The sequence below is a fragment of the Spongiibacter sp. UBA1325 genome, assembly GCF_002306875.1.
Taxonomy (GTDB): Bacteria; Pseudomonadota; Gammaproteobacteria; order Pseudomonadales; family Spongiibacteraceae; genus Spongiibacter; species Spongiibacter marinus.
In genome coordinates this window covers 166,331-178,542 of record NZ_DBTD01000011.1, presented here as the reverse complement: position 1 = coordinate 178,542, position 12,212 = coordinate 166,331, and the positions used below count along the sequence as shown (strand labels likewise).

Annotated in this window: 15 protein-coding genes; 12 read left to right on the top strand and 3 right to left on the bottom strand. The window is 53.4% G+C overall.

The annotated features are described in order from the left end of the window. Entirely contained in the window at positions 1–720 is a 720-nt protein-coding gene (locus B3K78_RS16640; protein ID WP_286696324.1) for an NRDE family protein, read from the bottom strand. A 61-nt stretch (positions 721–781) separates the two neighbouring features. Here B3K78_RS16640 and B3K78_RS16635 point away from each other — a divergent pair, with 61 nt between their 5' ends. The 11 genes from B3K78_RS16635 to B3K78_RS16585 all read left to right on the top strand — a co-directional run bounded on the left by B3K78_RS16635 (position 782) and on the right by B3K78_RS16585 (position 10,272). Beyond that, entirely contained in the window at positions 782–1,576 is a 795-nt protein-coding gene (locus B3K78_RS16635) for a sulfite exporter TauE/SafE family protein (protein WP_286696323.1), read from the top strand. A 1-nt stretch (position 1,577) separates the two neighbouring features. Beyond that, on the top strand, positions 1,578–2,372 hold the full coding sequence (lgt, locus tag B3K78_RS16630; protein WP_204994656.1) for a prolipoprotein diacylglyceryl transferase: 795 nt from the start codon (positions 1,578–1,580) through the stop codon (positions 2,370–2,372). Between the two features lie 4 nt (positions 2,373–2,376). After that, positions 2,377–3,216 (top strand): thymidylate synthase, encoded by an 840-nt coding sequence (locus B3K78_RS16625; protein ID WP_204994655.1) that lies wholly within the window; start codon positions 2,377–2,379, stop codon positions 3,214–3,216. A 12-nt stretch (positions 3,217–3,228) separates the two neighbouring features. Then, on the top strand, positions 3,229–3,741 hold the full coding sequence (locus B3K78_RS16620) for a dihydrofolate reductase (protein WP_286696322.1): 513 nt from the start codon (positions 3,229–3,231) through the stop codon (positions 3,739–3,741). A 292-nt stretch (positions 3,742–4,033) separates the two neighbouring features. Beyond that, on the top strand, positions 4,034–4,864 hold the full coding sequence (locus B3K78_RS16615; protein WP_027873131.1) for a DUF3450 domain-containing protein: 831 nt from the start codon (positions 4,034–4,036) through the stop codon (positions 4,862–4,864). After that, entirely contained in the window at positions 4,864–6,249 is a 1,386-nt protein-coding gene (locus tag B3K78_RS16610; RefSeq protein ID WP_286696321.1) for a MotA/TolQ/ExbB proton channel family protein, read from the top strand. The genes B3K78_RS16615 and B3K78_RS16610 overlap by 1 nt, the downstream gene beginning before the upstream one ends. A 7-nt stretch (positions 6,250–6,256) precedes the next feature. After that, the gene (locus tag B3K78_RS16605; RefSeq protein ID WP_027873129.1) at positions 6,257–6,784 is read left to right on the top strand and encodes a MotA/TolQ/ExbB proton channel family protein; all 528 of its coding nucleotides are present in this window, start codon (positions 6,257–6,259) and stop codon (positions 6,782–6,784) included. 10 nt (positions 6,785–6,794) lie between these two features. Continuing rightward, a complete protein-coding gene (locus B3K78_RS16600; RefSeq protein ID WP_027873128.1) occupies positions 6,795–7,202 on the top strand; it encodes an ExbD/TolR family protein in 408 nt (135 codons plus the stop codon). 6 nt (positions 7,203–7,208) lie between these two features. Continuing rightward, complete coding sequence (locus tag B3K78_RS16595) at positions 7,209–7,808, top strand: energy transducer TonB (RefSeq protein ID WP_027873127.1); 600 nt, start codon at positions 7,209–7,211, stop codon at positions 7,806–7,808. Further along, positions 7,808–9,190, top strand: a complete 1,383-nt coding sequence (locus B3K78_RS16590) for a tetratricopeptide repeat protein (protein ID WP_286696320.1) — start codon at positions 7,808–7,810, stop codon at positions 9,188–9,190. Before B3K78_RS16595 ends, B3K78_RS16590 begins: the two co-directional genes overlap by 1 nt. Before the next feature lie 110 nt (positions 9,191–9,300). Further along, positions 9,301–10,272, top strand: coding sequence for a hypothetical protein (locus B3K78_RS16585; protein ID WP_286696319.1), 972 nt, complete (start codon positions 9,301–9,303; stop codon positions 10,270–10,272). On the opposite strand, the gene B3K78_RS16580 is transcribed toward B3K78_RS16585, so the two are convergent. Next, a complete protein-coding gene (locus B3K78_RS16580; protein WP_204994649.1) occupies positions 10,232–10,411 on the bottom strand; it encodes a DUF2256 domain-containing protein in 180 nt (59 codons plus the stop codon). The genes B3K78_RS16585 and B3K78_RS16580 overlap by 41 nt on opposite strands. 93 nt (positions 10,412–10,504) lie before the next feature. On the opposite strand from B3K78_RS16580, the gene B3K78_RS16575 reads away from it, so the two are divergent. Continuing rightward, entirely contained in the window at positions 10,505–10,933 is a 429-nt protein-coding gene (locus tag B3K78_RS16575) for a styrene oxide isomerase (RefSeq protein ID WP_204994648.1), read from the top strand. A gap of 5 nt (positions 10,934–10,938) precedes the next feature. On the opposite strand, the gene B3K78_RS16570 is transcribed toward B3K78_RS16575, so the two are convergent. Further along, a complete protein-coding gene (locus B3K78_RS16570) occupies positions 10,939–12,156 on the bottom strand; it encodes an NADH:flavin oxidoreductase (protein WP_286696318.1) in 1,218 nt (405 codons plus the stop codon). Positions 12,157–12,212 lie beyond the last annotated feature (56 nt).

The following is a 12,212-nucleotide window of genomic DNA, read 5'->3' as shown; positions in this document are numbered from 1 at the left end:
TTACACCTGAAAGTGGCGAAGTTCGGCCGGGCGCTGTTCGCTGTCGTAACCTTGCTCCCACAGCTCCGCGCCGCCTTTGCGAACAAAAACGATGCTAGTGGAACGGGTGCCGTAGACTGAGCTTCGCACAAAGCGGCAGGACAACATCTTTTGTAGCTCGTCGTCACTGTCGACAGTGGGGCTGTCGTCTTGCATGAATGTCAGCAAGGGTGTTGGGTCGTCGTGCCCTGCCGCTAACGGCTTGAAGGCGGCGAGCGCCTGATCCGTTTTTGCGCTGTGCGCCGTGTGTGGGATGTTGCCAATACAGTGTATCCCCGCTTCTAAGTTGTTCCAGCCCGAAGAGACATTGTCGCTGTGAGCCAGGGTGCTGCCGTCAAATGCGATAAAGTTGAAGGGGCGGTACTGGTATTTCTCTGTCTCTAATTCATCGAAAAACGTTGAGCAGCGCTCGCTGCTATCGAGGAAGCGGCGAACCAGCTCGCCGCGGCTTTGATCGCCGACGTCCCGATTGCGTAAGTTGGTAATGGCGGCGAAGCGCCCGTTGGTGCTTAAACCCAGCCAGCTGCCGCCAAATTGCTGATCCCTGCCGGCCAGAATGTGGGGTGACTCTGGCCAAAAGTGCGCTGGGAGAGTGGGGCGCTCAAAAAATTCGTCTCGGTTTGCGGCGACGATCAGGGGGCGCGCTGACTGTTGTTGCCAAGACAGTAAAATTAAACACATGGCGGGTGGCACTTGAAATCAGGGCTGTCCATAATAGCAGGCTTTGTGGCGGAGAGCTGGCGTGACCGTTGTTCTTATCTATCTCGCTGTTGGTGCGCTAGCAGGCCTGTCTGCGGGTCTGTTTGGGGTGGGCGGCGGCCTGGTGATAGTGCCGGCGCTGATCTACTGCTTTGCGCTGCAGGGGGTGTCATCGCTGGTTGCGGTTCAGCTGGCGGTGGGGACATCGCTGGCCAGCATTGTATTCACTTCTGTGAGCTCCGTAAGGGCGCATCAGCGTCACGGCAACGTTGATTGGCCAACCTGGCGGCTACTGGCACCCGGTATTGCGATTGGCGTAGTGGGCGGTGTTGCCCTTGCGGCCTCCCTGCCCGGTGAGCGCCTCAAGTTAGTGTTTGGTATTTTTGCTCTGTTGATTGCTGCGCAAATGGCATTTGGCTTATCACCACCCGCCGACCGGCAGTTGCCGGCTCGCCCGCAAACGGCGCTGGCCGGCGGTTTTATCGGTTTCTTATCGGCGCTGTTTGGCATCGGTGGTGGCTCACTCACCGTGCCCTTTCTCACATGGTGCAATGTGAAGATGCAGCGCGCGGTGGCAACGTCCGCAGCCTGCGGTTTACCCATTGCCATTGTCGGTGCGCTGACAAATATTGTTGCCGGTTATGGGCACTCAGCGCTGCCTGAGTGGTCTAGTGGTTTTGTGTATTGGCCGGCATTGCTTGCAATCATCCTGTGCAGTACCCCCTGCGCTAAATTGGGCGCTAATCTGGCTCAGAAACTACCTGCTCGTCGGCTAAAGCAAGGTTTTGCGTTATTTCTGCTCGCCGTTGGCAGCCACTTTATATACGGAGCTCTTTAATATGCTCAGGCATCCAGACATCGACCCTGTTGCCGTTCAGCTGGGGCCACTGGCGATACATTGGTACGGCCTGATGTACTTAGCGGGTTTTGCCGCGGCTTGGTACATCGGCAAAATGCGCTGCAGACAGCCCTGGAGTCCGTTGAAGGAGGATCAGTTGGAAGATCTGATTTTCTATGGGGCGCTGGGGGTTATTCTCGGTGGCCGGTTTGGCTATGTGGTGTTTTACAATTTCGAGCAATTTCTCGCTGACCCGCTTTGGCTTTTCCGTATTTGGGAAGGGGGTATGGCGTTTCATGGCGGGTTCTTGGGTGTCGTGCTTGCCATTGCGATCTACGCCAAGCGTATTGATGTGTCGATCTATGCGCTGTGGGACTTTATTGCTCCCTTGGTTCCCATAGGTTTGGGGCTTGGGCGCATTGGCAACTTCATCGGTCAGGAGCTCTGGGGGCGGCCAACCGACAGTGCGATCGGGATGGTCTTTCCGCGCGACCCCAGTCAGTTGCCGCGCCACCCGTCGCAGCTTTACCAGTTTGCGTTAGAGGGCGTGTTGCTGTTTTTGATCGTGTTCCTCTATACCCGCAAGCAGCGCCCCCGGTTGGCGCCCGGCGCACTCTTTGTACTGTGCTACGGGATTTTCAGATTTGTCGTGGAGTTTTTCCGCGAGCCAGATGGCCATATCGGCTTCGATGCGCTTGGCTGGGTAACGCGTGGGCAGTTATTGTCGCTGCCGATGATTGCGGTGGGCTTGGGGGTGTTGATCTACGCCTACCGCCGAGACAGAGTGCAAGGATAGGGTTATGCAACAGTATTTAGATTTATTGCGCGATGTGCGTGACAACGGTGTGGATAAAGGTGACCGCACCGGAGTGGGAACGCGCTCGGTATTTGGTCGCCAGCTGCGCTTTGATCTGCAGGCGGGCTTTCCGTTGTTAACCACCAAGAAGGTGCACCTTCGCAGCATTATTTATGAGTTGATTTGGTTCTTAAATGGCAGTTGTGACAACAACTGGCTGCGAGAGCGAGGGGTGACGATCTGGGATGAGTGGGCGCTGGAGGATGGCGACCTGGGGCCGATCTATGGCAAACAGTGGCGAAGCTGGGCCTGCCCTGATGGGTCGACCATTGACCAGATTAGTGAAGTGGTGGATATGATCCGTCGCAAACCGGACTCGCGGCGTTTGCTGGTGAATGCCTGGAACCCTGCTGACCTTCCCGACGAGTCGGTGAGCCCTCAGGACAATGTGCGTGCTGGGCGTGCCGCGTTGCCGCCATGCCACACCTTGTTCCAGTTTTATGTCGCCAATGGCCGCTTGTCTTGCCAGCTCTACCAGCGCAGCGCCGATTTATTCCTCGGGGTGCCTTTTAATATCGCCAGCTATGCCCTGCTGACACATATGATTGCGCAGCAGTGCGATTTGGATGTTGGTGAGTTTGTGCACACCTTCGGTGACTGCCACCTCTATCAAAACCATCTCACCGATGAGATTGTCGAAGAGCAATTGCGTCGCCAGCCTCGCGCGCGGCCAACGCTGCGCATAAATCGTCGTCCGGCGTCGATTTTCGATTATGACTTTGCCGACTTCGAGTTCGAAGGCTATGACCCCCACCCAGCCATCAAGGCTCCCATTGCTATATAAAAGGATGTGTTAATGCCGATAGCTGTTGCACACATTGTCGCCTTGAATCGCCAGCGCGTCATTGGAGTAGAAAACCGCTTGCCGTGGCATCTGCCTGCCGACTTGAAGCACTTTAAAGCGCTGACTATGGGCAAGCCCATTATCATGGGTCGCAAAACCTGGGAGTCTATCGGCCGCCCGTTGCCTGGGCGTGAAAATATTGTTGTGACTCGCCAGCAAGGCTACGGTGCGACGGGTGCCAAGGTTTGTGCATCACTTGAAGACGCGCTGGATGTTGCTCGTGAAAGCGCTGAGCGCGATGGTCTTGATGAGATTTTCGTTATCGGCGGTGAGACGCTATACCGTCAGAGCTTGAGTAGTGTCGACCGCGTTTACGTCACGGAAGTGGCCGCAGAGGTCGATGGCGATGCCTTTTACCCCGAGCTCGATGAGCGGGACTGGGGTGAGGTGTCCAGGCAAAACTTCGCTGCGGAAGAAGGTGCCCCAGCCTATGCCTTCGTCAATTATCAGCGCCGCGTCCGGTAAGGGATTTGTTGGTGTTTTCAAAAGGGATGTGCTAGTCACTTTCATTGCGAGAGTGTTACTTGGTGGTTCGAAATTGTTACCATAAACTACGTATCGGTAACAATTATTCCTTACGCATTTTCCCTAACTTTTATATTACGAAACATTTAGCTTTCTCGTTGATTCTTGCGAAAGCCCGTGATTAAAATAAGTCCCGCTGTATGAAAGCACGGTCTTGCGACTGGCCGTACGGCTGACAGAAGATAATAAGCTCTGCTTTCACTAAACGTCCCAAATAGGAAAAGCAATTCCCATGAAAATGCATCGATTGAAATCAATCGCGCTGGCGGTCGCCGCGACTGCAGGTGTGCTGGCTGCATCGTCTGCTTATTCAGCTGAGCAAGATGCCGCTGCTGCGCCCGCAAAGCCCGCTAAACCCCTTATTCCTGTGAGTGCTATCGTCAAAGTTGGCGAACAGCGCACCAAGTCTGCCAAGGCTTCTCAGGTTCGTATTGACCGCCTGGCTGCAGAAACTGGCGATTTGCTTCAAGACTACAAAACAGTGATGAAGCAGGTCGACGGCCTTCGCGTCTACAACGCGCGTTTGGAAAAACAGATCGCTGGCCAATTGCGTCGTATCGCAAGCCTGGAAAAAGCGGTTGACGAAGCAACTATCATTCAGCGCCAAATCGACCCGCTGATTCAGCGTATGATCGACGGCCTGGAGCAATTCGTTGAGTTGGATGTTCCTTTCCACCTCGAGGAGCGCAAAGAGCGTATCGAATTCCTGCGCAACAACCTGGATCGCTCTGATATCACCATCGCTGAAAAATTCCGTCAGGTTCTTGAAGCCTACAAAATCGAGAACGAGTACGGCCGCAAAATTGACAGCTACAAAGGCGTAGCGACCGTCAACGGTGCTGAGCGCGATGTTAACTTCCTCCGTATTGGCCGCATCGGTCTGCTTTACCAAACTACCGATGGCAAAGTGTCGGGCGCTTGGGACAAAACCCAAGGCACATGGACTGAACTGGATGCTGGCGACTACCGTGGCGCTATCCAGAAAGGCTTGCGTATTGCTCGTAAGCAGGCGTCCATCGATATCATGAAACTCCCGATTCCGGCTCCGGAGGCTGCTAAATAATGAAACGTAATCTGTTGAAAGCTGCCGTACTGGCTATCGGTGGCACTATCGCTCTGGCATCAAGCCCTGTGATGGCTCAAGAAGCCAAGTCACTGGATGAACTGCTGCAAATGGTTAAGCAAGGTCGCGCCAGCGACGCGCGTGAGCAAAAAGCTCGCGAGCAGCGTTTCAAAAACGCTCGCTACGACCAGCAGAAAATGCTGAAAGAAGCTGAAAAAACTCTGGCCGATGAAGAGAAGCGCTCTTCTGAGCTGGAAAACACCTTCGAAGAAAACGAAACCGTTCTGACCGAGAAACAGCGTCAGCTGAAAGAGCGTTTGGGTACGTTGACCGAGCTGTTTGGTCACCTGACTTCTACCGCCGGCGACCTGCGTTCTAACTTTCAGACGTCGATCATCAGTGTTCAATTCCCCAATCGTGAGCAGTTCGTTGATGACCTGATCGCGAAGATGTCAGGCGCTGAAGAGCTGCCCAGCATCGAAGAGATTGAGCGTATTTGGTTTGAACTTCAGCGCGAAATGACTGAGTCAGGCCGAGTGGTGAAATTCCAAACTGAAGTGACGACGGCTGCTGGTGAGAAAACGCAGCAAGAAGTCGTGCGTGTTGGTACCTTCAACCTCGTAAACAGCGACGGCGAATACCTGCAGTACATTTCAGAAAATGGCACTGTTGCTGTGTTGGCGCGTCAGCCTAAAGGCCCCTACATGGGTTGGGCTAACGAGCTGGCATCAACAACTTCAGGCGTAACGCCTTTCGGTGTTGACCCCACTGGTCCTTCAGGCGGTTCATACCTTGCTGCACTGATCGATAGCCCAACGCTGACTGAGCGCTGGCACCAAGGTGGTGTGGTTGGTTATGTAATCACCGCAGTAGGTGTATTGGCTATGCTGATCGCTATCTGGCGCCTGATTGTTCTGACCATCGAAGATATGAAGGTCAACAGCCAGCTTAAGAGCAAAACTGCTAATGACAACAACAGCCTCGGCCGTGTTCTGAAAGTACACGAAGACAATCCAAGTATGGATGCGGAGACACTGGAGCTGAAACTGTCAGAAGCCATTCTGAAAGAAACACCACGTTTGGAGCGCTCTCTGAACTTGCTGAAGATCATCGCTGCGGTAGCACCGCTGCTGGGTCTTCTGGGTACCGTAACCGGTATGATCATCACCTTCCAAGCTATCACCATCTTTGGTGCGGGCGATCCGAAGGCAATGGCCGGTGGTATCTCTGGTGCTCTGGTAACGACCGTACTGGGTCTGGTTGTCGCCATCCCGACTGTACTGCTGCACACGTTTGTTAGCGGCCGCGCTAAGAAAATCCTGCACGTGCTTGATGAGCAATCGACTGGCATTATCGCCGAACACACAGAAGGGCGCGCGGGGTAACTAAGCGATGTACCAACTGAATGAATGGATCGAGATCATACGGCGATTTATGGAAGCCGGTGGGCCTGTACTGAACTACATCGCCCTCCTGACCTTCGTCATGTGGACTCTCGCTATTGAACGGGTTTGGTATTACAAGTTCGGGCTGTCGAAAGACGTGAACAACGCTATCAACACCTGGGAAGCGCGCAGTGAGCGCAAATCCTGGAATGCCAAGCAGATTCGCGAAAAGTTGATCTCAGAGGTTTCTCTGCAGATCAACGCGAGTCTGCCAATGATTCAGACCATGGTGGCGCTTTGTCCGCTGCTGGGTCTGTTGGGCACGGTCACAGGGATGATCGAGGTCTTTAATATCATGGCAGTGACCGGTGGTGGCGATGCTAAATCGATGGCCGGCGGTGTTTCAAAAGCAACAATTCCGACGATGGCTGGAATGGTTGCCGCTCTGTCAGGCGTATTCATCAATACCTATATAAAAGGTATTGCGGAGCGCGAAAGCGAGCTTTTGGAAGACCATCTGACAACCGATCATTAAGAGAACAGTTATGAGAAAGCATAGCAAAGCAGGTGCAGAGGAAAATTCCTCCGAGATCGACCTGACGCCGATGCTCGACGTGGTCTTCATCATGTTGATCTTCTTTATCGTCACAGCGTCGTTTATCAAAGAAGCCGGTGTCGAGGTGAATCGCCCCGAGGCCTCAACGGCCAGCAAGAAAGAAAATGTGAATATTCTGATTGCTGTTACTGGTACTAATGAAATCTGGATCGACAAGCGTCGTGTCGACAAACGAGCAGTGCGCTCGGTTGTTGAGCGTATGCATGCCGAGAACCCCAAAGGTGCTGTTGTTATTCAGGCTGATAAAGCCTCGAATACCGAAACGGTTACTGCGGTTATCGACGCCAGCCGAGCGGCCGGCGTATACGATGTTTCATTGGCCACTGAAGACAGCTGATCAATTATGAATATTCGACTCCTGATCGGTGCCGCATTGGCATTTGTGGTGACAGCAGCGCTGTTCATCATAATGCCATATCTGATCGAGTCAGCTGACAAGACGTTGGACGAAAAGCCGCGTACTAAGTTGGCCGACATTCAGATGCCGGACACCGAAATCGAAACAATGAAAGACGCAAAGCCGGATAAGCCTAAGCAACCGGAAGAGCCGCCGCCGGATATGGAACAACCGGAGATGGAAGATGTGAACCCGGACATTGAGGTCGTTAATATGGCGCCTCAACAGAGCCTGCAAATGACCAACACTGCTGGTGGTTTGTCGGCGTCCGATGGTGAATATCTGCCTATCGTTAAAGTTGCGCCAATTTATCCGCGCCGCGCGCAAAGCCGAGGTGTTGAAGGCTACTGTACGGTTGAGTACACCGTAACGAAAGCCGGTACCACGCGCGATATCGCCCCCGTGGATTGTAGCCCTCCGGGTTACTTCGAACGCTCATCAATCAAAGCTGCCCAGAAGTTTAAATATAAGCCTCGGGTGGTAGATGGCGAGCCGATCGAAGTGCCGGGGATCCAGAACCGCTTCACCTTTGAGTTGGAGAAATGATGTCTGATTATCACGTGAGCACAAAAGTCGTGCGCCCGGTGCTGGTCAAGCTGGCATGTTCCCTCAGCTTGGGTGTGGCTGCAGTGCTGGCGACCCCGGTTGCTAGTAATCTGGTAGCTCCTGCTCTGCAAATGGACGGCGTAAATGTCGTCCACGCAGCGGAAAAGGAAAAGCCGCGCCGCAGCACGCGTCGCACGCCGGCGATCCGCGCAAAAATCTTTGAAAAGCTGAACGAAGCGCAGGTTGCTGCCGACGAGAAGCGCTACTCTGAAGCCATTAAATTGCTCGATGCCCTTCGTGACAAAGAAGGTCGGGGCTCACTTAATAGCTACGAGCTGGCAAACCTCTACAACATGTACGCGTTCATTTACTTCACGCAAGAGAAGTATGAGCAGGCGTTAACGGCCTACCGTAATGTTGTAAAGCAGCCTGATATTCCTGAGGCGATGGAGCTAAATACCAAATACACCATCGCCCAGCTTTACTTTGTTAAAGAAGACTACAAAAACGGCGTGAAAGTGCTGCTTGAGTGGTTTAAGGCGAAAGAAGAGCTGCAGGAAGACCCCGGTGCCGGTGCTTATGCATTGCTTGCCCAAGGTTACTACCAGCTGAAAGATCTGAATCGCGCACTCAAGTACATTGAAGTCGCGATTAACGATTACCAGTCTCGTGGCAAGGTACCCAAGGAGCAGTGGTGGGGGCTTCAGCGCTACCTCTACTATGAGAAAAACAACATTAACAAGGTTGTTGATATTCTTGAAGAGACCCTGAAGCACTATCAGAAGAAGGCCTACTGGCTGCAACTTTCTGCCATGTATAACGAGCAGAAGCGCGAAATGGCGGCAACCGCCACCATGGAAGCGGCCTATGAGCAAGGCTTGCTGGAGAAAGACAAAGAGCTGATCAATATGGCTTACTTGTTCCTTTCTCAGGAAGTGCCATACAAAGCAGCGAAGGTATTGGATAAAGGTATTAAGTCGGGTGAGATTCCTGCTACCTCCAAAAACCTTGAGCTGCTTGGCAACTCATGGCGCCAGTCGCAAGAAGTTAAGCGTGCGATTCCGGTAATGGAGCAAGCCGCAGCCAAGTCTGATAAGGGCGAGCTGTGGTCACGCTTAGGTAGCATCTACCTAGACAACGACGAGTTCGAAAAGGCTGCGAAAGCGATAGAAAATGCCTTTAAGAAAGGTAATCTAAAGCGTCCAGATACTGCGAACCTTGTGCTTGGTATGGCCCGCTTTAACTTGCAGAACTATGAAGGTGCGCGTAAAGCTTTCAAACAAGCGTTGAAAGACGAGCGGTCAAAAGGCTATGCGTCGCAGTGGATTAAGTTTATGGATCGCGAGTTGGCTCGTCAGGCGGCGTTGAAAGACGACATCTGATAACTAACATGATTCGTTGAAGGCACCGTAAGGTGCCTTTTTTTTGCCTGGACGATGCCGACAGGCGAAGCGGCCGCTATAGTCAGGGTATGGCCGCGAGGAATACCTTTTTGAAAACCGCGTTGTATATCCTGCTCACCTTCCTGTTCTGCAGCGCTGCAGCAGTGGTGGTGGCAGAGCCGTTGCAAGCCCCTTCGCCCCCGAGCTTTATCGAACGGACAATGGAAAGTGCGGAAGCGACCAGGGATCAATGGTCGGAGAATTGGGTGGTTTTCGCTGAAAGCGTCGATCGCTATTTGAGCAATGAAGATACCGCAGAAGATTACAGCAACGAGAGCTATCTAAAACTGCAGCTGAGGCAGACTATTGGCGAGCGAGGGGAGCTAGAGAGCGATGTACGCCTTCGTGCGAAGGTGGACCTGCCCAATACAAAGCGAAAGACGAAGCTGTTCTTTAATAGTGATGCCGATGCAAACAACCCCTTAGAAGAGCGGGTGCGTGGCGGCTCAAGCGGCGAGCGCCCGAGCCGCGAAGAGTCGGTTACCGGTCTTGAAATATCCCCTCTGTCAGAGTGGCACCATTGGAAGCGGAGTGCCCGTATTGGTATTCGTGTGCGAACCCCACTGGTGCCCTTTGCTCGCCTTCGCTTGAGACGGCCATTTTCCGATTGGGGCGAGTGGCAGCGTGAGTTCCAGCAGGAGTTTTGGTGGTTCCGTGATAAGGGTTGGGGGGAGTCGACGGAATATACGATGAGTCGGCCGCTGGGAGAGCGTTACCGTCTGCGCTACTTCACTGGATTGGAGTTTGAGGATCGGAACGATTTTTTTGAAAACGTCCAGCTGTTGTCGCTGTCGTACCGCATCAATGAACGCGAGTCGATGGAATACCGCCTGGGTGGCTTTGCAAACAATGAGCACCGCAGTCGCCTGACGGCGTATTTTTTCGGCGCGAACTACCGTAACCAAATACACGAGGACTGGGTGTATTTCACGGTCAGCCCCGAGTTGTATTTTGCGCGAGATGAGGGCTGGGATGCCGAGGCTAGCTTAACATTTCGTCTGGATGTGTTTTTCTCTGAGTAGCCTGTGTTTTCGACCGCCGACACCGCTCTGAACAATACCTGACCGAAGGCCAGTCGCGCTGCCACTTCTTCCTCCATGAAAAGGAACGGTTGCAAACAACGCATATCTTCTCTGGAAGTTGCCCCTTGCGGTGAGTCATAGGAACGGACGATTCCCCCCGAAGTGTTTACCGCTACCATTGCCCATCACTACACAGTTTACGCCTGAGATAACAAAAATAAGGATTGATAACATGGGTGCTCAGCAACAGCGGCAAGTTTTATTTCACGGCCTGATTATCCTTTTTTTAGGGCTTTTGGCGGGAATTGGATTTTCAGTTGCCGCGACGGGGCCTCAGGACGCGCCTGCCTACGGCGTGTGGCGCTTCGCGCACATGGAGGGGCTGCTGAACGGTTTGTTGGTCATTGCCATTGCCGCTGCTTGGCCGGCAATATACCGCGAGGGTAGTGTGCTTAGCGCGGCGCGCTGGGGGCTAATTGTCGGCTGCTACGCAAATATCATCGGGCCGCTGATCAATGCCTTGTTTGTTACCAAGCGCTTAATCGTCCCCGAAACCGCCTTGGAGGCGTTCATTGTCTACGGTTTCTATATTCCGGGGACGATTCCGCTACTGGCGCTACCCGTATTTATCTATGCCGTCGCTGCTAATAAGCGGGGCTGACATCCTCAGTAACGGGTGCAGTGAATACCCTGGGGACTCTCGATGGTTCCCACGCATTCGTTGCAGTGAACGCAGCGACTCTTAAAGCCGGCATCGCGCGCGCAGCGATTCGGTAATTCGGGGTCGCTCAATAAGCTCCGTCCAAGCTGAATAAAGTCAAAGCCCGCATCCATTAAGTCGGCGAAATTATCATTCCCGGTTGCGCCGCCAATGTACACTAGCTGGCAATTAACGGCCTCGCGAATGCGCTTTGCTTGCTCGAGAAAATAGAGGTCCGTGTAGGGATAATCGCGAAACATCGACTTTCCTGCCAACCGTAGAATAAGCCGCATCAACAGGCTTTTCTCTGTCGCAAGCATTGTGGGCAGCATATTATCGCCACGGAACATCAGCATTGGGTTCATCGTGCTGGTGCCGCCGCTGCAGACAATGGCATCAATACCGGCCTGGTCGAGCATTTGACTAATTACAACCGAGTCATCGTAATGAATCCCGCCGCGCACGCCCTCTGACATACTGATCTTGCCGAGTATAGGAAAGGCGTCGCCAACCGCTTCGCGAACCGCAGCAAGTACCCGCAGTGGCAGTCGCATGCGGTTTTCCAAACTGCCGCCATATTCATCTTTACGCTTATTGGTTTTTGGACTGATAAATTGGCAAAGGCCATAGCCGTGGCCAAAGTGGATCTCCAGCGCGTCGAAACCCACAGACTTCATAAATTGCGCTGCATCGCGGTACTGATCCACCATCTCATCGATATCCTGGATGGACATCGCATCGGCGAAGAACATGCCCTGACTTAGGCCCAAGCCATTAATCGCGAAGCTGGGGCCCAGCGGCCGGCGGCGTTGTAGCTCGCGGTTCTTGGAAAAGCCGCCGCAGTGCCCCATTTGCCCAGACACTGCAGTGCCGCGCTCATGCAATGAATGAATCAGCGACGTGAGGGGCGCGCGGATGCCCTCGTGCATATACATCATATTTTCATTGAGTCGGCCGTCGGCGGTCACCGCACAATAGCCGAGTGTTGTCATGGCAATGCCGCCATCCGCCAGGCGCTGGTGAAACGCACTTAACGTCGAGCCAGGGACGCCCAACGGGGTCATATTTTCGAAGGTGCCTGCTTTAATAAGCCGGTTTTTTAACTCGAGGCCATTGATCTTGGCGGGGGAGAAACACTTTTCCAGCGAAGTGCGGCTGTCGAGGGAGGGGTTGGTCGGATTCATGGCAGACTCGATCAAATAATTATATGTAATAACGCTACATATCATCTTTGCAAAAA